This is a genomic window from Methylocystis sp. NC52PC, from assembly GCF_055698645.1.
In genome coordinates, this window is record NZ_CP170127.1 from 3626817 (window position 1) to 3649006 (window position 22190).

General features: G+C 65.2%; 22 protein-coding genes. 14 read left to right on the forward strand and 8 right to left on the reverse strand.

Annotated elements, in window-relative coordinates; all coding sequences use genetic code 11:
* Positions 1–14: 14 nt before the first annotated feature.
* The gene (locus ACETII_RS19855) at positions 15–1637 is read left to right on the forward strand and encodes an ABC transporter ATP-binding protein (RefSeq protein WP_472786686.1); all 1623 of its coding nucleotides are present in this window, start codon (positions 15–17) and stop codon (positions 1635–1637) included.
* An 83-nt stretch (positions 1638–1720) separates the two neighbouring features.
* Positions 1721–2518 carry a purine-nucleoside phosphorylase gene (locus tag ACETII_RS19860; RefSeq protein WP_472786687.1) on the forward strand — a complete coding sequence of 266 codons (798 nt, stop codon included), beginning with the start codon at positions 1721–1723 and terminating at the stop codon, positions 2516–2518.
* Here ACETII_RS19860 and ACETII_RS19865 read toward each other — a convergent pair.
* Genes ACETII_RS19865 through ACETII_RS19875 form a run of 3 tightly spaced genes read right to left on the reverse strand, consistent with a single transcriptional unit; the run spans position 2502 to position 5234 of the window.
* Positions 2502–2990: a MaoC/PaaZ C-terminal domain-containing protein gene (locus ACETII_RS19865; RefSeq protein WP_472786688.1), complete on the reverse strand. Its 489-nt coding sequence runs from the start codon at positions 2988–2990 to the stop codon at positions 2502–2504. The two genes, ACETII_RS19860 and ACETII_RS19865, sit on opposite strands and share 17 nt — an antisense overlap.
* A 7-nt stretch (positions 2991–2997) precedes the next feature.
* Positions 2998–3849 carry a C40 family peptidase gene (locus ACETII_RS19870; protein WP_472786689.1) on the reverse strand — a complete coding sequence of 284 codons (852 nt, stop codon included), beginning with the start codon at positions 3847–3849 and terminating at the stop codon, positions 2998–3000.
* Positions 3846–5234 carry a leucyl aminopeptidase family protein gene (locus tag ACETII_RS19875; protein ID WP_472788195.1) on the reverse strand — a complete coding sequence of 463 codons (1389 nt, stop codon included), beginning with the start codon at positions 5232–5234 and terminating at the stop codon, positions 3846–3848. Before ACETII_RS19875 ends, ACETII_RS19870 begins: the two co-directional genes overlap by 4 nt.
* Before the next feature lie 249 nt (positions 5235–5483).
* Between ACETII_RS19875 and ACETII_RS19880 the strand changes: the two genes are divergently transcribed.
* The 5 genes from ACETII_RS19880 (at position 5484) to ACETII_RS19900 (ending at position 10731) form a co-directional block, all read left to right on the forward strand.
* Positions 5484–6143 carry a tetratricopeptide repeat protein gene (locus ACETII_RS19880; RefSeq protein ID WP_472786690.1) on the forward strand — a complete coding sequence of 220 codons (660 nt, stop codon included), beginning with the start codon at positions 5484–5486 and terminating at the stop codon, positions 6141–6143.
* A gap of 118 nt (positions 6144–6261) precedes the next feature.
* The gene (locus ACETII_RS19885) at positions 6262–6738 is read left to right on the forward strand and encodes a hypothetical protein (RefSeq protein ID WP_472786691.1); all 477 of its coding nucleotides are present in this window, start codon (positions 6262–6264) and stop codon (positions 6736–6738) included.
* Positions 6738–7610 carry an O-antigen ligase family protein gene (locus ACETII_RS19890; protein ID WP_472786692.1) on the forward strand — a complete coding sequence of 291 codons (873 nt, stop codon included), beginning with the start codon at positions 6738–6740 and terminating at the stop codon, positions 7608–7610. The genes ACETII_RS19885 and ACETII_RS19890 overlap by 1 nt, the downstream gene beginning before the upstream one ends.
* Positions 7610–8623, forward strand: coding sequence for a glycoside hydrolase family 5 protein (locus ACETII_RS19895; RefSeq protein ID WP_472786693.1), 1014 nt, complete (start codon positions 7610–7612; stop codon positions 8621–8623). The genes ACETII_RS19890 and ACETII_RS19895 overlap by 1 nt, the downstream gene beginning before the upstream one ends.
* The gene (locus tag ACETII_RS19900) at positions 8620–10731 is read left to right on the forward strand and encodes a GumC family protein (protein ID WP_472786694.1); all 2112 of its coding nucleotides are present in this window, start codon (positions 8620–8622) and stop codon (positions 10729–10731) included. Before ACETII_RS19895 ends, ACETII_RS19900 begins: the two co-directional genes overlap by 4 nt.
* A gap of 38 nt (positions 10732–10769) precedes the next feature.
* Here ACETII_RS19900 and ACETII_RS19905 read toward each other — a convergent pair whose 3' ends face one another.
* Positions 10770–13532, reverse strand: a complete 2763-nt coding sequence (locus ACETII_RS19905) for a caspase family protein (protein ID WP_472786695.1) — start codon at positions 13530–13532, stop codon at positions 10770–10772.
* A gap of 165 nt (positions 13533–13697) precedes the next feature.
* Here ACETII_RS19905 and ACETII_RS19910 point away from each other — a divergent pair, with 165 nt between their 5' ends.
* Together ACETII_RS19910 and ACETII_RS19915 are read left to right on the forward strand one after the other, a co-directional pair.
* Entirely contained in the window at positions 13698–14036 is a 339-nt protein-coding gene (locus tag ACETII_RS19910; RefSeq protein ID WP_363349002.1) for a P-II family nitrogen regulator, read from the forward strand.
* Positions 14037–14178: 142 nt separating this feature from the next.
* A complete protein-coding gene (locus ACETII_RS19915) occupies positions 14179–15477 on the forward strand; it encodes an ammonium transporter (RefSeq protein ID WP_472786696.1) in 1299 nt (432 codons plus the stop codon).
* Positions 15478–15539: 62 nt separating this feature from the next.
* Here the strand turns inward: ACETII_RS19915 and ACETII_RS19920 are convergent, their stop codons facing one another.
* Together ACETII_RS19920 and ACETII_RS19925 are read right to left on the reverse strand one after the other, a co-directional pair.
* The gene (locus ACETII_RS19920; protein WP_472786697.1) at positions 15540–15929 is read right to left on the reverse strand and encodes a type II toxin-antitoxin system VapC family toxin; all 390 of its coding nucleotides are present in this window, start codon (positions 15927–15929) and stop codon (positions 15540–15542) included.
* Entirely contained in the window at positions 15916–16188 is a 273-nt protein-coding gene (locus ACETII_RS19925; RefSeq protein WP_472786698.1) for an AbrB/MazE/SpoVT family DNA-binding domain-containing protein, read from the reverse strand. The genes ACETII_RS19920 and ACETII_RS19925 overlap by 14 nt, the downstream gene beginning before the upstream one ends.
* Before the next feature lie 214 nt (positions 16189–16402).
* Here ACETII_RS19925 and rplM point away from each other — a divergent pair, with 214 nt between their 5' ends.
* Positions 16403–16873 (forward strand): 50S ribosomal protein L13, encoded by a 471-nt coding sequence (gene rplM, locus ACETII_RS19930; RefSeq protein WP_363349010.1) that lies wholly within the window; start codon positions 16403–16405, stop codon positions 16871–16873.
* A gap of 2 nt (positions 16874–16875) precedes the next feature.
* Positions 16876–17358: a 30S ribosomal protein S9 gene (gene rpsI / locus ACETII_RS19935; protein ID WP_363349012.1), complete on the forward strand. Its 483-nt coding sequence runs from the start codon at positions 16876–16878 to the stop codon at positions 17356–17358.
* Positions 17359–17454: 96 nt separating this feature from the next.
* On the opposite strand, the gene ACETII_RS19940 is transcribed toward rpsI, so the two are convergent.
* Both ACETII_RS19940 and ACETII_RS19945 read right to left on the reverse strand, forming a co-directional pair.
* Entirely contained in the window at positions 17455–17922 is a 468-nt protein-coding gene (locus ACETII_RS19940; RefSeq protein ID WP_363349014.1) for a type III secretion system chaperone family protein, read from the reverse strand.
* A gap of 361 nt (positions 17923–18283) precedes the next feature.
* Positions 18284–19621 carry a peptide MFS transporter gene (locus ACETII_RS19945; protein WP_472786699.1) on the reverse strand — a complete coding sequence of 446 codons (1338 nt, stop codon included), beginning with the start codon at positions 19619–19621 and terminating at the stop codon, positions 18284–18286.
* A 110-nt stretch (positions 19622–19731) separates the two neighbouring features.
* Here ACETII_RS19945 and ACETII_RS19950 point away from each other — a divergent pair, with 110 nt between their 5' ends.
* The 3 genes from ACETII_RS19950 to ACETII_RS19960 are packed head-to-tail and all read left to right on the forward strand — an operon-like array spanning position 19732 to position 22171.
* Positions 19732–20154 (forward strand): SxtJ family membrane protein, encoded by a 423-nt coding sequence (locus ACETII_RS19950; RefSeq protein WP_472786700.1) that lies wholly within the window; start codon positions 19732–19734, stop codon positions 20152–20154.
* A gap of 19 nt (positions 20155–20173) precedes the next feature.
* Complete coding sequence (locus tag ACETII_RS19955) at positions 20174–20326, forward strand: DUF5989 family protein (protein WP_341107192.1); 153 nt, start codon at positions 20174–20176, stop codon at positions 20324–20326.
* Positions 20327–20335: 9 nt separating this feature from the next.
* Positions 20336–22171: a carbamoyltransferase family protein gene (locus ACETII_RS19960; protein WP_472786701.1), complete on the forward strand. Its 1836-nt coding sequence runs from the start codon at positions 20336–20338 to the stop codon at positions 22169–22171.
* Positions 22172–22190: the final 19 nt, after the last annotated feature.

Below are 22190 nucleotides of genomic sequence, written 5' to 3' on the forward strand. Positions count from 1 at the left end.
AACTGGAAGACGCAATGACCTCCGCTCCCCTCCTCGACGTCCGCGACCTCTCGGTCTCCTTCCTCCAGGGAGGCAAGGAGACCGTCGCGGTCGACCGCGTCTCCTTTTCGCTCGAACGCGGCAAGACGCTGGCGCTCGTCGGCGAATCCGGCTCCGGCAAGTCGATCAGCGCGCTCTCGATCGTGCGTCTCCTGCCGCCGGGCGCCATGGCCACGGGCCAGGCGCTGTTTGCCGGCTCGGACATGCTCTCGATCAGCGAGCGCGACCTGCGCGCCATTCGTGGCGCACGCATCACCATGGTCTTTCAGGAGCCGATGACTTCGCTCAATCCGCTGCAAACGATCGAGCAGCAGATCGCCGAGATCCTCGAACTCCACGGCATGCGCGGGCGCGAGGCCATGCGCGCGCGCGTCATCGAACTCCTCGCGGAAGTCGGCATTCCCAATCCCGAGGCGCGGCTCGGCGCCTATCCGCATCAACTGTCCGGCGGGCAGCGGCAGCGCGTGATGATCGCCATGTCGCTCGCCAACAAGCCCGATCTGCTCATCGCCGACGAGCCGACGACCGCGCTCGACGTCACCGTGCAGGCGCAGATCATCGCGCTGCTGGAGCGCCTGCAACAGACTTATGGCATGGCGATCCTGTTCATCACGCACGATCTCAATCTCGTGCGGCGCTTCGCCGACACTGTTTGCGTCATGCAGAAGGGCCGCATCGTCGAGAGCGGCGAAGTGAACGCGGTCTTCGATGCGCCGCGCCACCCCTATACGAAGGCCCTGCTCACCGCCGAACCGAAGGGCGATCCCATCGTCGAAGACGACAAGGCCCCGGTTGTCATCTCGGCGGACGATCTGCGCGTCTGGTTCCCCATCAAGCGCGGCTTCATGCGCCGCACCGTCGATCATATCAAGGCGGTCGACGGGGTGACGCTGCAGGTGCGCTCGGGCGGCACAGTGGGCGTCGTCGGCGAATCCGGCTCCGGCAAGACGACCCTCGCGCTCGCCATGCTGCGTCTCATCCGCTCGGAAGGGCCGATCGTCTTTCTCGGCTCGCGCATCGACGGCGCCAGCGTCGCCGAGATGCGGCCGCGGCGACGCGATATGCAGATCGTCTTTCAGGACCCTTACGGCTCGCTGTCGCCGCGCATGTCGGTGGCCGAGATCGTCGCCGAGGGCCTCACTGTGCAGCGGCCGGAGCTTTCGCTCGACGAGCGCCGCGAGATCGTCGCCCGCGCGTTGAAGGAGACGGGGCTCGATCCCGCGACGATGGATCGCTATCCGCATGAATTTTCCGGCGGCCAGCGCCAGCGCATCGCCATCGCCCGCGCCATGGTGCTGGAGCCGAAATTTGTCGTCCTGGACGAGCCGACTTCCGCGCTCGACATGTCCGTTCAGGCGCAGATCATCGACCTGCTGCGCGATCTTCAGCGTCGTCGTTCGCTCGCCTATCTCTTCATCAGCCACGATCTGCGCGTCGTGAAGGCGCTCGCCGGCCAGCTCATCGTCATGCGGCACGGGAAAGTCGTCGAGGCCGGCTCTGCCGAAAAACTTTTTGCGCATCCCGAAAATGAATATACGCGGGCGCTATTTGCGGCCGCTTTTCGCAATCAGGCGGAGAGTGTCAACGGTGTAGGTTAAGCCAATCGTTAGAATCGCAGGCGTAGAGATTTTCGCGCAGGCTCAACCTGCGAGATTATTCTTTTCGCGCTTGCGAGGATCAAATGACGAGTCTTGCCGAGGAGGCGGCCGCGATCATCCGCTCGCGTTATGGGGCCGGCCCGGTCGAAACCGCGCTGATTACCGCGGGAGTCTTCAACAGCCTGCCAGAGCTTGGCGAACGACTTGTCACCATTCCCTATGCGGACCTGCCCGGCTTTCCAACCTGCGCCGGCGTTGAGGACGGGGAATTTATCGTCTCGGCGATCGATGATGCGCCGACCGTCATCTTGAAAGGCCGCTCAACCTTTTTTGAGACGGGCGACCCCAGCCTCATGTCGGCTCCGATAGAAACGCTCGCCCTGCTGGGCGCCCGCGCCGTGCTGAGCACAGGCCTCGCGCGCGTCGCGCTCGCCCCTCTTGCGCCAAGCAGCGTCGTCGTGGTGACGGACCACATCAATTTCAACGGCCTCAACCCGTTGATCGGCGCGGCGGCGAGCGGGGACGGACTGGCCGGTTCGAACGAGGCGTACGACAAGCGGCTGCTCCGCCGCATCAAACTCGCCGCCGCGGAAGGCGGCGTCACGATCCATGAAGGCGTGATGATGTGGTTTTCCGGGCCGACATTCGAAACGCCGGCGGAGATAAAAATGGCGCGCCAGCTCGGCGCCGATATCGTCGGCTGGACGATTCCGCCCGAAGCGATCCTCGCGCGGCGCTTCGGGCTTCCTTTCGCCGGCATCGCCGTCATTGCGGAGGTCCCTTCCGACTCGCAGGGCCCCGACCAGTCTCGCAATTCTGTCGCCGCCGGAATCGTGGGCGTCAAACGCCTCGCGCGCACCTTCATCAAGGCGCGCTGCTGACCGTATCGGGCCCCTCCGCGCGCTTAGGGTCGCGGGAGACCAGCATCGTCGCCACGAGGGTTTGCACCGTCCGACCCGCGCCGTCGCAGGCGCCTCCGTCGAAGGTGACGAGACCCCGATCCGGCAGTGAGCGCGAGACGCGCAATTTGGTGATCTCGCCTTGGATATGCAGATGGTCCCCGGGCCGCACCGGCCGCTTCCAGGAAATCTGCGTATCGACGCCGATGAGACCTCCGGGGAAGGTCACCCCGCAACGATAAAGCAGGTGACGCACCGTCGCGGAGGCCGTCTGCCAACCGCTGGCGACGATCCCGCCGAACATGCTGTCGCGCGCGGCGTGTGGATCGAGATGGAAATATTGCGGATCATTCTCGCGCGCGAAGGCGACGATCGCCTCTTCCGTCACCTCTTCAGGCTCTGAGACGAAACGCCTGCCGACGAAAAGATCTTCGAAATAGATGACCTTCTCCATGGGGCGACTACCCGCTCAAACGCCGCACGCCGGTGATGTCCCCGGCGCCGGCCTCGAGATTGCGCGCGCGCACAAGCTCCAGCGGCTCGCTGGACACCAGCATGTGCGTTCCGTTGGCGTGGAGCAGCGTCGTGGAGTCGCGCATGATTCCAACGTGGCCCTTCCAGAAGACGAGATCGCCGCGCTCGAGCGGCGCGCCGATCGCTACGGAGGCGCCAAGTTGCGCTTCCTGCATGTCGCTGTCACGCGGCGCCTTGCGGCCCGTCGCGGCGAACGCGATCTGGACGAGGCCGGAGCAGTCGACGCCGATCGAGGACTTGCCGCCCCAGAGATAAGGCGCGCCGATCAGCGTTTCCGCGACGGCGACAAAATCCTCGGCGGGCGCGTCGAGCGCCGAGAGATGGGTTCGCCAGATGAAGCCCCTGTCGCGCGTCACGAGGAAGGCGTCGCGCTCCTCCACGACGGAGACTTCGGCGCTCAGCGGCAGCGCCAGCAGCGGCGGCTGTTTGATGCTCGCGGCGGGATAGACGAAGGTGCGCGGCACGGCGACCCGATGCGTGGGCGCGCTCAATTCGCTCCACAGGGCGTTGGCGGCGATCCAGCCGACATAGCCGTCGCGCGCGAGCTGCGCCCAGGCCCAGCCTTCTTCCTCGTCATAAACGGTCACGCGCTCGCCATAGAGCGCCTGCGTATCGATGGCGGAATCGGGCCGCGGCTCGCGCCGCAGGTCGACGACCCCCTCCTTCACTTCCATGACCACGCCTTCGACATAGCGGTCGGCGGTGACGCGGCCCTTGAGATAGACGGCGGCGAGATCGGCGCGCGCGGGGGTCAGGCGTCGGTCGAAGGGGTTCGTCATGCCTTCGCCCTTTCCGTCGCGCGCTTTTCGATGAGATCGTAAAGCAGCCGCGCGCTCTGCACCTCGCCGCCCTCCGGGCGGCCGGGCTTCGTCGATGGGTTCCAGCAATAAACGTCGAAATGCGCCCAGCGCGCCGGGTCGGCGACGAAACGGCGCAGGAACAGCGCGGCGACGATGGAGCCGGAGAACCCGCCGCTCGTGACGCTCACCAGGTCGGAAATCTTGCCGTCGAGGCCGCCGTCGTAATTCTCCCACAGCGGCATGCGCCAGACCGGATCATTCGCCGCGCGCCCCTGTGCGAAGATCGCCTCGGCAAGCGCGTCGTCGCCCGTATAGAAGGGCGGCAGTTCCGGCCCCAGCGCCACGCGCGCGGCGCCGGTCAGCGTCGCGAAGTCGAAGAGAAGATCCGGCTGATCCTCGCTCGCGCAGGCGAGCGCGTCGGCGAGAATGAGCCGCCCCTCGGCGTCGGTGTTGCCAATCTCGACCGTGAGCCCCTTGCGGCTGCGATAGATGTCGCTGGTGCGGAACGCGTTCGCGGAAATGGAATTTTCCACGATCGGCAACAGCACGCGCAGCCGTACAGGAAGGCCGGCGTCCATGAGCATGGCGGCGAGCGCCAGCGCGGTCGCGGCGCCGCCCATGTCCTTCTTCATCAGCGCCATGGCCGAAGAGGGCTTGATGTCGAGGCCGCCCGAATCGAAACACACGCCCTTGCCGACGAGCGTCACCTTCAACCCGTCCTCGGGGCCATGCGTGAATTCGACGAGGCGCGGCGCCTGCGCAGCGGCGCGGCCGACGGCGTGGATGAGGGGAAAATTCTCGGCGAGCAGCGCATCGCCGACGATCGCGCGCGCCTGCGCGCCATATCGGGCTGCGAGGCCCAGGGCGGCTTCCGCCAACGCCTCCGGCCCCATGTCGTTTGCGGGCGTATTCACCAGGTCGCGGCCGAGCGCAACTGCGGACGCGATGCGTTCGATGCGGGCGCGGTCGACCCCCTGCGGCGCGCACAGGCGCGGCGACTCCGGCCTCGGCGCCACGTAGCGGGTGAACGCGTAACTTGCGAGGAGAAAAGCGAGCGCCGCCTGTTCGGCGTCCGCGACGCCCTCGCCCAGTCGATAAAGTCCCGGCGGCAAAGCGGTTGCGAGCTTGCCAGCAAGAAAAGCGTCGCGCTTTTTCGCCTCTGGCTCCTCGACGCCGAAAAAGGCGCGCGCGGCCGCGCCATTGAGCGCCGGCGCGAGGAGCAGCGTCCCCGGCTTGCCCTCGAAGCGCACGGAATCGGCGATCGCCGCAACCGCCGCGGACAGGCTTTCCTTCACCTGCGGCCAGCGGGCCTTATCCACGAAATCGACGGGAATCGCCTCTGCGGACCAGTCCTCGAGCTTCATCGTCATCGAGCGCCTATCAGCCTCCGTTAAGCTTCCGTTAAAGTTAACGCTTTACTGCCAAGCTTGGAAATCGTCCTCGCTATGGAACAATAAGCCGTGACAAAGGCGTCTCCTGCTTCGCCCCGCGTCGCCTGCGCCCTGGCGCTCGTAGCGCTCGTCTGCCTTTCAGGATGCAACAAATCCTCCTTGGGCGATATAACGGGCTCGGTCCGGGGGGCCTCCGCCCCCCTCCCCCAGGATGAAACGGCCTTGCGCCGCTTCGCTGAGGAGTGGGGCCAGCGCTATGATCGCAACCCCAAGGACAAGACCACCGCAATGACCTACGCCAAGGCGTTGCATGCGCTGGACCAGAACGCGCAGGCCGTCGCCGTGATGCAGGGGCTGGCGATCACCTATCCCGAGGATATGAAGGTGCTCGGCGCCTATGGCAAGGCGCTTGCCGACGCCGGGAAATTGCAGCAGGCGGCCGAAACGCTCGAAAAGGCGCATACGCCGGAGCGCCCCGACTGGTCGATCCTGTCGACGCAAGGCTCGATCGCCGATCAGCTCGGCGATCACGAGGCCGCCCGCAACTATTACGAGGCGGCGCTGAAAATCCGCCCCAACGAGCCCACGGCGCTCTCCAATCTGGGGCTCTCCTATGCGCTCGCGAAGAATCTGCCCCGCGCCGAAGAGACCCTGCGGCTCGCGGCGAGCCAGCCCTCAGCAGATATGCGCGTGCGCCAGAATTTGGCGCTGGTCTTGGCCCTTCAGGGCAAATTTTCCGAAGCGGAACAATGGTCGCAACGCGATCTGCCGCCTGCCGACGCCGCCCAAAACGTCGCCGCCATCCGGGAGATGATCTCGCAGTCGGACACCTGGCGGGAGATTCAGGCGGGCGCGGCGAAGAAATCGAACGCCGCCCGGTAAGCGCGCCATGGCTAAAGGCCGTCCGGGGCGGCCTGCTTAACCGATCATTAGTCATAAAGCTGGCTAATTGTCACGCTTGCGCTATGGCGCCAGATTGGGCGCTCTTATGGATGGTCTTATGTCGTCGAGACGAGCCCTGATCGCGATGACCCTGCAGGCGCGCGTGGCGGCGCGCGCCACATTGCTCATACGCCTGTCGCTGCTCGCGATCGTTTTCCTGTTGAACGGCGACTTCCATCCCGACATCACGCCCGGCGGCGAAGGCTCGAATTTCCAGCAATACCTCGGCCTCGTCTTTTGGCTCGTCATCATTGCGTCGAGCTTCTTCGCACGGCCTGTTCTAAAGATCGAATGGAGCGTCGGCCTCTACGTCACTCTTGCCTTCTTCGGCCTGGCGATGGCCTCGGCGCTCTGGTCCGACAACGCCCAGAGCAGCCTGCTCAAGGCAGCTGCGCAGCTGGTCGTTCTCATCGGCGCCTGGCGCCTCACGGCGACATTCCCCTGGGAGGACGTCGCCGTCTGCATGCAGCTCGGACTTTTCGCCATTTGCCTCCTCTCGGCGGCGATGGCGATCTTCGTCCGAGCGTCGGCGTGATGAGCGACTATCTTCACAACGGCCAATGGAGCGGCCTCTTCTCCTCGAAGCAGACATTGGGCGTCTGCGCCGCCATGCTGCTGTTCTTTTCGACCTTCCGGTTGATGAACGGCGCCGGCCTCCTGTGGAGCTGGTCCGCCATCGCACTCGCTCTTCTTTGCTTGCTCGCCTCCGGCTCACGTGGCGGCGGCGCGCTCGCGGTGGAGGCGATCGGCGCCATCTATCTCATGAGCAAGTCGAAGGCCTTCGCGCGCGCCCTCGCCTTCGCACCCTCGCTGTTGGCGGTCGTGGGCGGCGGCGTCATCGCCTATCTGCTGGTGACGCAAAACCGCTATCTCGTCGTCTTCGGCGCGCCGCTGGATTTTACCCAACGCACCTACATTTGGCAGCACGCTCTGAATTTTTTCTGGGATTCGCCGTGGTTCGGGGCCGGCGTCAACGGGTTCTGGACGCGAAGCGTCGTGAAGGAGCTCTTCCTCGAACGCTACCAGTGGTTCCTCGACAATTATCACAACGGCTACATCGCCATCGTCATGGAGACGGGAATCGCCGGCTATACGCTCTTCCTGCTCTCCTATCTGCTGTTCGGGCTCCGCATGAGCGATCTCATTCGCGGGAGCGTCTTTCCGCCGAGCCAGACCTCTTTCGGGGTCAGTTACGCCTGCCTCCTGTTCCTTCTCAATTTCACCGAAACCTACTTCATGCGCTCGACAAATATCCTCACGACCCACCTCACGATGATAACGGCTTTCGTGTTCGCGCGTCCGATCCCGGCCCCGGCTCCATCTCCCGCCAAAGCCCCTTCCCGCGTGGAAAGACGCGGACGCGCTCCGGGCGCGCTGCGGGCGGCGCCGCTCTGGGATGCGCTCTGATGCGCCGCCTGGGAAGACGCCTCGTCCGCTTCGTCTCTCTATTCGCCCTCGCCGTTGCAGGCCCGAACGCGCTTGCGTCCGAACCGGCGCGCGACGCCAGTCCTTTACGCAAAGGCGTGAACATCCTCGGCTACGACGGCATATGGGAGGGGAGCTTCGACAATCCCTTCCGCATGACGGATTTCGGCCGAATCCGGGAAGCGGGCTTCGATCACGTCAGAGTGAATTTTTTCGGATTCCGCTATTTTGACAAGAAGGGCAAGCTCGACGCGCGCGTGCTCGACATTCTGGATCGCGTGCTCGATCGCGCCGACGCCGAAGGCTTGAAGGTTGTCCTCGATCAGCATGACAATCAGGACTGCCAGACCAAGCCCGCGGGCTGCAAGGCGCGGCTCGTTTCCTTCTGGCGGCAAATCTCGGCGCGATACGCCCGCGCGCGGCCGAATGTTGTTTATGAGCTCCTCAACGAGCCCGGCGGCGAAATGAGCCATGAGCAGTGGAACGCCGCCGCGGCCGCCGCTCTCGCTCAAATTCGCGCACGGGAGCCCGAGCGGCTCGTCATCGTCGGCGCGCTCAACACCAGCGACATGGCGGCGATCGAGAAGCTCGAACTTCCCGAGAGCGACCGGCGGCTGATTGTGAGCGTGCATTATTACGATCCGCATCGCTTCACCTTCCAGGGCGCGAGCTGGAGCGAGGAATATGCGCATGTGCGCGACGTCGCCTGGGGTTCAGGCGCGGCGCGGCGGCAGATCGTCGACGATTTTGCGCTGATCGCCCGCTGGGGAAAGGCGCAAGATCGGCCGATCTATCTGGGCGAATTCGGCGCGCTCGAGACGGCGCCGCCGTCGTCGCGCGCCGCATGGACGCGTCATGTCGCGCGCACCGCGGAAAGCTTTGGCTGGGGGTGGGCCTATTGGCAGTTCGACCATGATTTCTCGCTGACGGACCCGGTGACGCGGGCCTGGAACACGCCGCTCCTCGACGCTCTGATCAAACGAGGAGCCGATTGACGCAGGCGGCGACCGGACGAGGATTTTCGTGGGCGGCGTCGGGAAAGCCGAGCGGCTCCCTGGCCGAGCCGATGACGCCCGGCGTGCTCGCGCGTTCGTTCTTGCTGTTCGTGCGCCGCAACCTGCGCCTCATCGCCCTCGTGGCGCTCGCGGTCGCAGCTTTCGCATTCGGCGTGGCGGCGATTTTCTTGAGGCAGTATTCGGCGACGGCCGTCGTAATGATCGACCCTCGCGCCACGCGCGTCACCGAGAAGGCAGGCGTGCTCGCCAATATCGGCTCGGACTTCAACGCCATCGAGAGCATCGTGCAGGTCGCAAAGTCAGACGGATTCGTTGGCGGGGTCGTGGACCAGCTCGACCTTGCGCACAACCCGGTCTTTGCCGGTAAAGGCGCGACGCCGGCGCTTTTGCGACAATCGACAATCCAGAAGCTGTCCGCTCATTTGACCGTGGCGCGACGCGGCGCGACCTATGTCATCGACGTGACGGTGAAGTCGCCGTCCGCCGAGGAAAGCGCCAAAGTCGCGAATGGCGTCGCGCAGAGAATCCTCGACGATCAGGCGTCCTTGCGTTCCGGTCTCAGCGCCTCGACCGCCCGCGAGATCGAGAAGCGGCTCACGGAACTCCGCGTGCGCGTCAACCGCGCCGAGCGGGCCGTCGCCGAATTCAAGGCGCAAATCAAAGTCACCGACGCGGGCCAGGGCAATACGCTGCTCGAACGTCGTATCGTGGAGTTGAACCAGCAGATGGTGCTCGCCGCGTCTCGCACCGCCGAGGCGCGCGCACGCTACGACTTGTTGCGCAAGGCTGGCGCCAGCGCCGGCGATAATCTGCCGCAGGACGTTCAGTCGAGCGTTCTTTCCGGTTTGAGAGCGGAATATGCGCGGCTGTCTCGACAAGCCGCCGATCAGGCGACGGTGCTTGGGCCGCGCCATCCGGAAGCCATCAGCCTGAAGGCGCAGATCGGCGACATTCGCCAGCAGATCGCCGCCGAAATCAGTCGGCTGATTTCCGCCGCCCGCAGCGACTTTCGCGAGGAGGAGCAGCGAGAGGCCGAGTTGACGCGCCAGCTCAAGGCCACGCAGGCGGAAAGCGGCGAACTCGGGCCGCAGATGGTCAGGCTCACCGAACTCGAACGCGAAGCCAAGGCCGAGCGCGAAGTCTTCGAAGAGTTGTTGAGCCGGCAGCGCGAGCTGGCGCAAGTCAACGGCCTCGAGCCCAGCGACGTGCGCATCGTCTCGCCCGCCGTCCCGCCGACGAGTCCCGCGCCGGGGAAAGTCATCCTCGCGATGGCGAGCATGGGCCTTGGCCTTGCGGCCGGCCTGGCCGCTGCAGGCTTGCACGAGACGCGATCCACGACGCTGCGAACGAGCGCCCAGGCGGCAAGTCTGGGTGGCGTCGAGGCGCTCGTCTTCCTGCCCATGGCGCCCGCGCCGTCTGACGCGGCGCGCCGGGCCATCGAGGCGCCCGATGTTACGGCGTGGCTCTCGGAAGTCTGCCGCGGCGTCATCCAACCCGGCGCCGACGCGGACGGCGCCGTCGTCCTCGTTTCGTCCTCGGTGAGGGGCGAGGGGCGCTCGACCGTCGCCATCAATCTCGCGGCCTTTCTCGCGCGGGGCGGCGACCGGGTCCTGCTCATCGAGGCCGATCGGGCGGAGCACGTCAAAAAGCCGCCTCACGGGCTGCTCGACATTCTCGCCGCGAGGGAAAATCTGACATCCGCCCTCATCGAGCAGCCGACCGACGGCTACACGCTCCTTCCCTTCGGCGGACGCGACGCGGGCGACGGCGCGGACATCGGCGCGCTGATGCGCGGCGCAACCCTGCGCGCCCTCCTGAAAGTCGCCCGCCGATGGTTCGACGTCGTCATCATCGACGGGCCGCCAGCGCTCGAAGCCCCGCAAGCGCCCTTTCTCGCCGAACAGGCCGACAGGCTTCTCTTCGTCGTCGAATGGGACAAAACGCATCGCAGCGACGTCGGGATGGCGCTCGACCGTCTCGACGCCGTTGAGGCCGCCGTCGTTTTCAACAAGACCGATACCGCCAGATTGCGCCTCTACGACCCCGAGCAGGCGCGCGTGCTCGAAAGCCGCAAACGCGCCGCCTGAGATCGGCGCCGCGCTGCGCGTCGAAGACGGACGTGGCGTCAGCGAAAGCCGTGGAAACCAGAATCCCCGTCGCCCCGGCGCGGCTTCGACCATTGGTCCAGCCGCGGCGCCGGCGCCGCCTGCTGGGGCGACGGCGGCGCCCGAAAGCCAGGCGTCATGCCCGGCGGCGGGCGATCCATCGCCGGCGCATGCATCTGCGGCGGCGTCATCGCCCGCATGGGCGGGGCATCCGGCATCCTCGGCTGCATGTCGCGCATCGGCGGCGGCAGGCCTCCGGACGGGCCGCTGCGATAGCGGGCGGCCGGCATGGCGTCCGGCTGCGGCATGGCGTCCCGGGGCGGGCCGCGCATCGGCGCCCCCATCCCTGCCGGCATATCCGGCCGGGGATAGGCGCGGCGGGGCGCAGAATCGGGCATGCCGCGCATCCCCGGCATATCCATGCCCGGCGGCGCCTCCCGCATCTGCCTGGGAAGCCGCGCGCCCTGCATGGCGCCGGGGGCCGGCCCAGCGGGGCCGCCAAAATCGGGGGCCATCCTGCGACGAAACGAGCGGAGCGCGTCGGGCCCCTCGCCCTGGAGGCGACTCGCGCCCCCGCCGGGATTCACTGGAGGCGTGCGACCGAGCTGGCGGCCGCGCAGGGGCGACGCCCCGTCGCCGGCTGGCGACCCCAGCCGATCAATCTGCGGCGCGATCCGCCTGCCGGTCTGAGCCGGCGCAGGTCCGGCGCCGGCGGGCGACGAGAGCCCTTGCTCTTTCGCCGCGCCCGACGGCGCCGTGGGCGCGACGACGTCGCGCGAGCGGCGGCCCGGACCAGCGAGCGGCGCGGCCGCGCCAGCGGGCGGCTGCGGCAGAGCGTGGTCCTTCACTGGCAGGCCGGCGGGAAGCGCGGCGGCCGGCGCGGCGTTGGGAGGCGCAACGCCGCCCGGATGCAGCCGCTGGCCGGCGGGACCACCCCCAGGAAGCTGTTGGGCGCCGTTCGTCAGGGGGGCCGCGCCGGGCGGCGTCGCTCCCTCGGTGAGCGGCCGCGCGCCGGGCAAGCCCGCCGGAACGGCTGCCGGCGCGGGAGCGATAGCCGGGGTCGGGCCAAAAGGCGTGCCGGCGATCGGCGCCGGCGCGACGCCCCCGGGCGGGACCGCGTTTCGCTTGGCGATAAAATTGGGCAGCGCCGCGCCTATGCCGACCGCGGCGGCGCCCGCGCCGACGGCGGTGAGGGCCTCGGTCGAGATCACGGCGCCGGCGGGATTGCGAATGACGAGCTGGTTCTCTGCGGGGTTCAGCGCCACGGCGTTGTGCATGTTGGCGTAAATGACGTTCGGCGGCGGCGGCGCGATATAGGCCGGCGGCCGCTGCCAGACCGGGATCGGCACATAGGGCGGCGCCGGCAGCGCATAGGGCGCGACGACGACGATGGGCGGCGGCAGGATGATGAAATCCGGCGGCGGCGGCGGCAGGAAATAGAACGGCGGCGGCGGGGGCGGCGGAAACGCCCAGAGCGGATCGTCGAAGAAAATGACGGGCTGATCGATGAAAATGAGCTCGTCCGGCGGCGGCGGCGGATAGCCGTAGTCGATCATGGCGAAGTCCGGCGGCGGCTCGAATTCGTAGCGCAGCTCCGCAAGGCGCCGGCGCGCGTCCCAGGCGTGCGGCCCCCTGGGATAGCGCCGCAGATAGGACCAATAGGCGTCGGGCGTGTCGATGATGCGCGAGCGCCGCCAGGTCATGGCCTCGCGCCGCGCCGCGAGCATCGCCCGCGCCCGCTTCGCATAGGGCGACGCCGGATAGGTCGCGACGTAATCCTGGTAGCCCTGCATGGTGTCGCGGCGGACGGCGGCGGAAAAACCGTCGTCGGCGCCTAGCGCGCTGATCGGCTGGCCGAGACGCGCGACATCCTCCTTGCGCAGCGGCGCGTTGGCCTCGCGCTCGAAGAAAAGGAAATCGGTCTCCACGCGCTGCGAGTTCCACGGGATTTGCGCGCCTTTCGTCATCTCCGAAACGCGCAGCCGCGTATTCTCGAAGACCTCCGTCAGCGGGCGGCCGCCGTCGCGCATCATCTCCGAGAGCGCATGGGCGTAGGGGCCGTAATCGCCTTTGGACTCCGGCGCGATCGTGCCCGGCGCGGCGTTGAACGCGAGCAGCGCGCGACCGCCGGGCTCGTAGAGCGCAAGGCCGCCGGCGAGCGGCTGGCCGGTCAGTTTGAACGGATTGGCGCGCGCCACGTCGAGCGCGGCGACGACGAGCTTCGCCCCCGAGCCCGCGAGCGGTTTGAGGTAATCCGAGACGCGCAGCGCCCGCAGCGGAATATCGGTGTCGCGGGCAATCGTCGCATCGACCGGCAGAATGTAGTTTTCGCCTTCGAGCTGGAGGCCGTAGCCCGAGACATAAATGAAGACGACGGCGTCCGGCCCCGCCTGCGCGGCCTTGTCGAGAAAGTCGCGGAACGCCTGTTTCAGCGCCGCCTCTTCGAGATCGCGCGCGCCGGTGACGTCGAAACCGGCCGCCTGGAGAGTCTGCGCGACGAGCCCGGCGTCATTCGCGGCGGTGGCGATGGGCTTTACGGGATAGGCCGCTTCGCCAATGACGAGGGCAAGGCGTCGCTCGGCCGCGAAAGCGCCCGCGCCCTGCCCCGCGATCAGCACAAGAAGGGCGAGCGCCGCAACCGCCAGACTCCGGATTAACTGCATCGAGTGATCTCCACGCGGCCCCCACTCCGCAACATGCGGATTATCCAGCAGATCCGCGGATGAACAGACGCTGAACCATGCGCCGCGGTCGAAGGCCGCAAGACGGAGATAACCCGCCATTAATTTGGACGTTTTGTGGATTTTTTAGGCTATCGGCGCCCGCAAGGCGCTCAGACTTGCAGCTGGCGCCCGCTCAATCGCCGTTTCGTTCAATGCTTGCGCAGTCTGGCACGACGATTGCTGTCAAAACGGCCATCCTGCATTTGTCAACGGCAGACTGCCCGAATGAAAACCATCACCGCCATCATCAAACCCTTCAAGCTCGACGATGTGCGCGACGCGCTGATGGCGCTGGGCGTCTATGGGATGACGGCGACGGAGGTCCGAGGCTACGGCCGCCAGAAAGGCCACGCCGAGATCTACCGCGGCACGGAATACATCATCGCCTTTCTTCCGAAGATCAAGGTCGAGATCGCGCTCCCGGACGACCTCGTCGACGGCGCGGTCGAGGCCGTCCGCAAGGCGGCCTATACCGGCAAGATCGGCGACGGAAAGATTTTCGTCACGCCGCTCGACCACGCCCTCCGCATCCGCACGGGCGAAGCCGACAACGACGCGCTGTAAAGGCGCGGCTGTTTTCCCTCCCCTTGCCCACAGGCCGAGGGCGAGGACGCAGGTTCACGACCTCGTTTGTCGACCCCGCCTCGCCCTTCCCGAACGACCGGCAAGACCGCCACCCCACCCGCAAATCTGGATGTCCACCTACATGCGAACGTTATTTGCGGCCCTGGCCGCCATCGTCGCCACCCCCGCCCTCGCGCAGGACGCCCCGAAGATCGACGGCGCCGACACCGCCTTCATGATCGTCGCGACGGCGCTCGTGCTCATGATGACCCTGCCCGGCCTCGCGCTCTTCTACAGCGGCATGGTCCGCAAGAAGAATGTGCTCGCCACCATGGCGCAGAGCCTCATCGCCACGGCGATCGTCTCGCTGCTGTGGATCGCCGTCGCCTATAGCCTCGCCTTCTCCGGCGACGGCGCCTATCTTGGCGACACGGCGCGCATTCTGCTGCGCAACGTCGGCATGGACACGGTCAGCCCGCTCGCCGGCACGATTCCGGAAATCCTGTTCATGGCCTATCAGATGACCTTCGCGGTCATCACTTGCGCGCTGGTCGGCGGTTCGGTCGCCGAGCGCATGCGATTTTCGGCCTTCATCCTCTTCTGCATTGTCTGGCTCTTCATCGTCTATGTGCCGTCGGCGCATTGGGTGTGGGGCGGCGGCTTCCTGCAGAAGATGGGTCTTCTCGATTTCGCGGGCGGCACGGTCGTGCATATCAACGCCGGCGTCGCCGGCCTCGTCTGTGCGCTGGCGATGGGCAATCGCGTCGGCTTCGGACGCGAAAACCTCTCGCCCTTCGACTTGTCGCTCGCCGTCGTCGGCACCGGCCTGCTGTGGGTCGGCTGGTTCGGCTTCAATGGCGGCTCGGCGCTGGGCGCCAATTCGCGCGCGGTCTTCGCCATCGTCGCCACCCATCTCGCGGCCTGCTCGGGCGCGCTGGTGTGGAGCGGGCTCGAATGGGTCGAGCGCGGCAAGCCCTCCGTGCTCGGCGTCGTCTCCGGCGCGGTCGCGGGGCTCGGCACCATCACCCCGGCCTCGGGCTATGTGCTGCCGTGGCACGGCGTCGTCATCGGGCTCATCGCCGGCGGCGTCTGCTACTGGTTCTGCACCGTGGCCAAGCACAAGTTTCACTATGACGACACGCTCGACGTCTTCGGAGTCCATGGCGTCGGCGGCATGATGGGCACGCTGCTCGCCGGCGTCTTCGCGACGCGCGCCGTCACGGCGTCGGCCGACAGCCCCGGCGTCGCCGGCCTGCTCGAGGGCGATCCGCATCAATTCGTGGTGCAGGCGATCGGCGTCGGCGTGACCATCGTCTGGTGCGTCATCGGCACGCTGATCACGTTGAAGGTCGTGTCCTTCTTCACCAAGCTGCGCGTCACCAGCGACGACGAACGCGAGGGCCTCGACATCGCGCTGCATGGAGAAGCGCTGCACCAGTAAGGGGGCCGCTCGGCGAGCCCTCCCTCCAGGGCCGGCGGGAGGTCGGCGCCGCCACCTTCATTTCAGGGGCGCCTGACCTCGGGCGCCCCGATGCGACTCGAAGCCTTCGCCAACTTCTCGTCAAAGCTTACAAAAGCCTCGCTTTGCCCCGACTGGGCGAGATGCAACGCGTCGGCAAAATCCATCCCCTCCTCCGCCCAGGACAGTGCGACGGCAAGCGCCGTCGGTTCCTGGACAACCACTTGTGGGAGACCCGCTAACGCCCGGAAGGCGGCCAAGATCTGTCCGGCTGGGAGTCCATAGCCGCTGCGCAGCACCCATTCGGCTTCCAGCAACACGGTCAGCGCGACAAAAACGTGTTCTCGCGCGATCAAAGACCGCGCTTTCGGCGACTGTTCGGGATCGTCGTTGGCGAGGAACCGGACGACCACATTCGTATCAATCGCGAGCATGGCGGCGCCTGGCTTCGGCGAGAACGCTCGCGTCCATCTCCTCGATCGACAGCCGACGTCCAGAACAATTGAGCATGCCGAAGACGTCTTCGACACGGGTGCGCTCGAACAACGGCGCATCCTTCAGCAAAACCCCTTCAGGGGTTTCCTCTATGGTCAGGGATGCGCCGGCCTCCCAGTTCTTTCGTTGCCGGATCGACTTCGGGAGCACGATCTGACCCTTTGTCGACAGCCTGACCCTTTGCTTTTCCACGGCCATCGAAGGCTCCTTGTAAGACAAGGTAAGATAGGGTCGCCGAACGTCCCTGTAAACAGAGCTCCGAGTGTAAGGTAAAATAGCACCACATTCGTCCGCTCCGCGGTTTTCAAGGCCTTTCCACGGGTCTCGGCGTCAAAAAATCGCTTGACCGGCCTCCCCGCATCCCCTATCCACCCGCATCCGAACATTTCGTTCAGACGGAATTCGACATCCCATGTACGGCAAGACCTATTCGGCGAAGCCCGCCGACATCGAAAAGAAATGGGTGCTGATCGACGCCTCCGGGCTCGTCGTCGGCCGCCTCGCCTCGCTGATCGCGCTGCGTCTGCGCGGCAAGCACAAGGCGACCTTTACGCCCCATATGGACGATGGCGACAACATCATCGTCGTCAACGCCGACAAGGTGGTCCTGACCGGCCGCAAGCGCGACCAGAAGGTCTATCACCATCACACCGGCTTCCCGGGCGGCATCAAGGAGCGCTCGGCCAAGTTCCTCCTCGAGGGCCGCTTTCCCGAGCGCGTTCTGGAGAAGGCCGTGCAGCGCATGCTGCCGCGCGGTCCGCTCGGCCGCCAGCAGCTCGGCAATTTGCGCGTCTACAAGGGCGCCGAGCATCCCCATGCGGCGCAAAACCCGCAGACGCTCGACGTCGCCGCCCTGAACGCCAAGAATAGCCGGAGCGCCTGATCATGGCCGAGACCACCCTCTCCTCGCTCTCTGACCTCAACCAGGCGGCCGTCGCCGCCGCGGTCGAAGCGCCGAAATACGAGCAGAAGCTCGACAAATATGGCCGCGCCTACGCCACCGGCAAGCGCAAGAACGCCGTCGCCCGCGTCTGGATCAAGCCCGGCTCGGGCAAGATCACCGTCAACGGCCGCGACATCGAAGTCTATTTCGCGCGCCCCGTTCTGCGCATGATCCTGCAGCAGCCGCTCGCCGTCGCCAAGCGCGCCGGCCAGTATGACCTCGTCGTCTCGGTTGCGGGCGGCGGTCTCTCGGGCCAGGCGGGCGCCGTTCGCCACGGCCTCGCCAAGGCGCTGACCAATTACGAGCCGGAGCTGCGCTCCCCGCTCAAGAAGGAAGGCTTCCTCACCCGCGACTCGCGCGTGGTCGAGCGCAAAAAATACGGCAAGCGGAAAGCCCGCCGGTCGTTCCAGTTCTCGAAGCGCTAAGGACGGGAAGGCGCTGGCCTCAGCGCCTCTTTCTCTCACAACAAAGCCAGGCGTCTCCGCCTGGCTTTTTTGTTGCCCGCCGCGCCGACGCGGGATCTATCTTTTCGACCAGAAGAACTCCAGCTTTTCGATGATCTGCGACGCCGGATTGTCGGTGAAGGCCGCGGTCAGAAAGGGCGTATACGTCTGGTCGAACGCCTTATTGGCGTCGTCGCGCAGCGCCTTGAAAACGCCGATCGTCGGCTCGGCGCCAACGGCCAGCAGCATCCATTGATAGCAAAGATCGCCGGTCTCGGTGATGTAATAGGCGCCGGTCGTGCTTCGCACGTTGAAATAATTTGCGATCGCTATCGCTTCGACTTTTCGGGCGAGCGGAATTTGAATAGGTGAGTTGATGTGAATGCCCAGCTTGCGGCGACCTTCGTTCACAGTCAGCGTGTAAACGAAAGGCTCGCCGTGTCTTATATAAATAGTGGTGACAAAGTCCGATCCGCTTTGAGGGTCGTGCTGAATGCGATCCTGCCAACCCCATGAAAAAATCGTCTCCTGCAAGACGTCTTTCATAGGCGTTTGATCTCTCCCCGACGTATGGCTACGCGCAACTGTTTGAACACACGACGCGGACGCCATATTCGCAAACTCCATAGGCTCATTACTGCAGTGGGCGTTTGTCGACGCGGGACTTTCCGATGAAGCAGCGGAATTGACAGACAGTCCTTCGTCTTATTGGTGCGCTTTTGCTTATCTGAGACTGTTCTCTATAATTATTAACAGTTTCTAACTTATACAATTAACACCGCGTCAAATTGGAAGAATTAGTCAGGCTCGCGCTGATCCCTGCTGAAGACGTCTTCCAGGACCTTCCGCAGTGCAACATGGCTTGCGCGCCGAGCGACGTTCAAGCGGCGTGGCGCGCCCCAACGCATCAGCGCAAAACCCCTCGCAGGGGAAAGCGCGCAACTTCGACGATGATCGCAGCGCCGACGCCAAGACTCGAAACAAGCAGAAAGAACGACGCGCCGGACAGGCTCGTCCAGAAGCTCCCAATCCAGCCTGCGAGAAGATTGCCGAGGAACATGGACGTGAACCAGGCGCCCATCAGCGCCGAGCGCGACCCCGCCGGCGCCAGATGCGAAACGAGCGAGAGGGTGATCGGCGAGAAATGCAGTTCGGAGAGCGTCAACACGATGAAATAGGCCAGAAGCCATAGCGAGCTCGCCTTGCCGCCGTCGCTCATCCACGCCGCTACGGCCATGACCACATAGCTGAGAGAAACGCCGAGGCAGCCGACCGAAAGCTTGCGCATCGTCGAGGGCTCGCGCCCCTTGCGGGCGAGCTTCCCCCAGAAGGCGACGAGCGGCGGCGTAAATAGAAAGATCATCAGCGGATTGAACGCCTGAAACCAGGTGACCGGGATCTCCGCGCGCCAGCCAAAGAGTCCGACGCCGCGATCGGTGTGCTGCGCGGCCCACAGCGCAATGGTGTTGCCTTGCTGTTCGAAGGCCGCCCAGAACAATGCGGACGGCAGAAAAAGCACGAGAATGCCCAGAAAGGCGCGACGGAACTGGCGTCGCTCCGTCGGCGTCGGCCGCACTTTGAGGGGCGGCGGCGCCGGCGGCAGCCTGGAGAGGCCGGAGAGATAGGTCGCGAGGCCGATCGCCATGCCGACCCCGGCGCTCGCAAAGCCGTAATGCCAGCCGACGGTTTCGCCCAGCGTGCCGCAGACGAGCGGCGCTAAGAAAGCGCCGATGTTGATGCCGACATAGAAGATCGAATAGGCGCGGTCGCGTCGGGGGTCGTCGCGGGCGTAGAGTTCGCCGACCTGCGTCGAAATATTGGGTTTGAACGCGCCGCAGCCAAAGGCGATCAGCGACAGGGCGATGAGGAAGAAGGGCTCATAGGCCATCATGAAATGGCCGGCGACCATCAACCCCGCGCCGAGCGCAATCGTCCGCGTGCGCCCGAGCCAGCGATCCGCGACGAACCCGCCGAGAATCGGGGTCAAATAAACGAGCCCGGTGTAGAGACCGTAGATCTGCGAGGCGAAAGGCTGAGGGCCAAGCGGACCGGAAACAGATTCGAGCGCGTTTTTCAGCGCGGCGAGCCCAAGGGCGCGCTCCATCCGCGCGGGCTCCAGCAGGTGGTCGACCATATAAAGGACAAGAAGCGCCCGCATCCCATAATAGGAGAATCGCTCCCACATCTCCGACCCGAAGAGGGTGGCGAGCCCCGGCGCCTGGCCTGAAAAAACCTGTATTTTCATACTCTTATGAATCGCTCTTCGGCGCGGGGGGACATTCCCTCCGCGGCGTGGTTGCGCTCGCCGGGCGACGTCGATAATAGGGTTGATCCCTTGTCGCAGAGACAAAAGCAATGGCCGGTCACGAGACTCTCAAATCCAACCGCAAAGTCGAATTGGGGTCGAACAGGAATTTCGGCCTCGTCTTCTCCGGCGTTTTTGCCTTTCTGGCGTTTTGGCCGCTGATTCGCCATGGCGAAAGCATCCGGCTTTGGGCGTTGGGCCTCTCGGCCGTCTTTCTGGGCTTGGCGCTCTTTGCCGACCATCTGCTGACGCCGGTCAACAAGCTCTGGTTCCGTTTTGGGCTCCTGCTCCATTCGGTCGTCGCGCCGCTGGTCATGGGGCTCTTGTTCTACGGCGCCGTCACGCCGGTCGCTTTCGTGCTGCGCCTTTTGGGCAAGGACATTCTGCGGCTCTCCCGCAGCGACGAGAAAAGCTACTGGCTCGAGCGCACCCCGCCGGGCCCGGCGAAAAATTCGATGGGCCAGCAATTCTAAATTCTCCCTGGAGGCAGACATGTCGTCGTTCTTGAAGGAATTCCTGGCCTATCTGCGCACGCGCAAGAAGTTCTGGCTGGTGCCGCTGTTCGTGCTGTTCCTGCTGTTTGGCGCGCTGTTCTTCCTTGGACAGGGCTCCGTCGTCGCGCCCTTCATCTACACGCTGTTCTAAGGGCGCATCATGCTCATCCTCGGCGTCTCGGCCTTCTATCATGATAGCGCCGCCGCGCTTTTGCGCGACGGCGAGGTCGTCGCTGCGGCGCAGGAGGAGCGCTTTACGCGCGTCAAACACGACTCCGCCTTTCCGGAGAACGCCGTTCGCTACTGCCTCGAGGCGGCGGGCGCGAGCGGCGCCGACGTCGATCACGTCGTCTTCTACGAGAAGCCCTTCGTGAAATTCGAACGGCTTCTGGAAACCTATCTCGCCTTTGCGCCAAAAGGCTTCGAGTCTTTTCGCAAGGCGATGCCGCTGTGGATCGGCGAAAAAATCTTTCAAAAGGATATTCTGCTCGAAGCGTTCGGCCGCGTGGATCCCGCGCTCGCGCAGGCCGACAAGCTGCTCTTTTCGGAGCATCACTTCTCGCATGCGGCGTCCGCTTTTTATCCTTCGCCCTTCGACCGCGCCCTTGTTCTCACCATGGACGGCGTCGGCGAATGGACAACGACCTCGGTCGCGCTCGGCAATGGCGCAAATCTCGAAATCGTCAAGGAAATCCACTTCCCGCATTCGCTCGGGCTGCTTTATTCGGCGCTGACCTATTACACGGGGTTCAAGGTCAACTCCGGCGAATATAAAGTGATGGGCCTCGCGCCCTATGGCGAGCCGAAATACGCCAAATTGATGCTCGACGAATTGATCGACGTGAAGGCGGACGGCTCGTTCCGCCTCAACCTCGATTATTTCGACTACTGCACCGCGTTGAAGATGACGAACGACAAGTTCGACCAGCTCTTCGGCGCGCCGGCGCGCAAGCCCGACGAGCGGCTCGAGCAGCGCCACATGGATCTCGCGGCCTCCGTGCAGGCGGTGACGGAAGACGTCGTGCTGCGCCTGACGCGCGCGCTTGCCGAGGAAACGGGCGAGAAGAACCTCTGCCTCGCCGGCGGCGTCGCGCTCAATTGCGTGGCTAATGGCAAAGTGCTGCGCGACAACGCCTTCGACGATATTTTCATTCAGCCCGCCGCTGGCGACGCCGGCGGCGCGCTCGGCGCCGCGCTCGCGGCCCATTATCACCAGAAGGAGCAGCCGCGCCGCGTCACGCCCGGCAAGGACGCGATGAAGGGCTCCTATCTCGGTCCGTCATACGCACAATCAGACATTGAGAATCGCCTGCGCTCGGTTGGCGCCCGCTTCACCGTCGTCGACGACGCCGGCGTGATTGAAGAGACCGCGCAGGCGCTCATCGCCGGACAGGCCGTGGGCTGGCATCAGGGCCGCATGGAATTTGGTCCGCGCGCGCTCGGAGGCCGCTCGATCTTGGGCGACCCGCGCTCGCCGACCATGCAGAAAGCGCTCAATCTCAAGGTCAAATTCCGCGAGAGCTTCCGTCCCTTCGCGCCCTCCGTGCTGCGCGAACGCGTCTCGGACTGGTTCGAGATCGACTGCGACTCGCCTTATATGCTGCTCGTCGCCAATGTTAAGGCCGACCACTGCCGCGCCATGTCGGCCGAGGAGCAGTCGCTCTTTGGCATCGACAAGCTCAACGTGCCGCGCTCCGACATTCCGGCGGTGACGCATGTCGATTATTCGGCGCGCATCCAGACGGTCCACGCCGACACGAACCCGCGCTATCACCAATTGCTGACGCGTTTCGAACAGCTGACCGGTTGCCCGGTGCTGATCAATACGAGCTTCAACGTGCGCGGCGAGCCGATCGTGTCGACGCCCGAAGACGCCTTCCGCTGTTTCATGGGTTCGGACATCGAGTTCCTTACCGTCGGCAATTGCGTCCTGCGCAAAGCCGATCAGGACCCGTCGCTGGCGCTCGATTACAAGAACGCGTTCGAGCTGGATTGACGACCTTCAAGAGAGGAAC

Bases quoted from the DNA above. Each gene is read 5' to 3' on its own strand.
- ACETII_RS19855 (WP_472786686.1), top strand. From the start codon at position 15: ATGACCTCCGCTCCCCTCCTCGACGTCCGCGACCTCTCGGTCTCCTTC.
- ACETII_RS19860 (WP_472786687.1), top strand. From the start codon at position 1,721: ATGACGAGTCTTGCCGAGGAGGCGGCCGCGATCATCCGCTCGCGTTAT.
- ACETII_RS19865 (WP_472786688.1), bottom strand. From the start codon at position 2,990: ATGGAGAAGGTCATCTATTTCGAAGATCTTTTCGTCGGCAGGCGTTTC.
- ACETII_RS19870 (WP_472786689.1), bottom strand. From the start codon at position 3,849: ATGACGAACCCCTTCGACCGACGCCTGACCCCCGCGCGCGCCGATCTC.
- ACETII_RS19875 (WP_472788195.1), bottom strand. From the start codon at position 5,234: ATGAAGCTCGAGGACTGGTCCGCAGAGGCGATTCCCGTCGATTTCGTG.
- ACETII_RS19885 (WP_472786691.1), top strand. From the start codon at position 6,262: ATGTCGTCGAGACGAGCCCTGATCGCGATGACCCTGCAGGCGCGCGTG.
- ACETII_RS19890 (WP_472786692.1), top strand. From the start codon at position 6,738: ATGAGCGACTATCTTCACAACGGCCAATGGAGCGGCCTCTTCTCCTCG.
- ACETII_RS19895 (WP_472786693.1), top strand. From the start codon at position 7,610: ATGCGCCGCCTGGGAAGACGCCTCGTCCGCTTCGTCTCTCTATTCGCC.
- ACETII_RS19905 (WP_472786695.1), bottom strand. From the start codon at position 13,532: ATGGCGGGTTATCTCCGTCTTGCGGCCTTCGACCGCGGCGCATGGTTC.
- ACETII_RS19910 (WP_363349002.1), top strand. From the start codon at position 13,698: ATGAAAACCATCACCGCCATCATCAAACCCTTCAAGCTCGACGATGTG.
- ACETII_RS19915 (WP_472786696.1), top strand. From the start codon at position 14,179: ATGCGAACGTTATTTGCGGCCCTGGCCGCCATCGTCGCCACCCCCGCC.
- ACETII_RS19920 (WP_472786697.1), bottom strand. From the start codon at position 15,929: ATGCTCGCGATTGATACGAATGTGGTCGTCCGGTTCCTCGCCAACGAC.
- ACETII_RS19925 (WP_472786698.1), bottom strand. From the start codon at position 16,188: ATGGCCGTGGAAAAGCAAAGGGTCAGGCTGTCGACAAAGGGTCAGATC.
- rplM (WP_363349010.1), top strand. From the start codon at position 16,403: ATGTACGGCAAGACCTATTCGGCGAAGCCCGCCGACATCGAAAAGAAA.
- rpsI (WP_363349012.1), top strand. From the start codon at position 16,876: ATGGCCGAGACCACCCTCTCCTCGCTCTCTGACCTCAACCAGGCGGCC.
- ACETII_RS19940 (WP_363349014.1), bottom strand. From the start codon at position 17,922: ATGAAAGACGTCTTGCAGGAGACGATTTTTTCATGGGGTTGGCAGGAT.
- ACETII_RS19945 (WP_472786699.1), bottom strand. From the start codon at position 19,621: ATGAAAATACAGGTTTTTTCAGGCCAGGCGCCGGGGCTCGCCACCCTC.
- ACETII_RS19950 (WP_472786700.1), top strand. From the start codon at position 19,732: ATGGCCGGTCACGAGACTCTCAAATCCAACCGCAAAGTCGAATTGGGG.
- ACETII_RS19955 (WP_341107192.1), top strand. From the start codon at position 20,174: ATGTCGTCGTTCTTGAAGGAATTCCTGGCCTATCTGCGCACGCGCAAG.
- ACETII_RS19960 (WP_472786701.1), top strand. From the start codon at position 20,336: ATGCTCATCCTCGGCGTCTCGGCCTTCTATCATGATAGCGCCGCCGCG.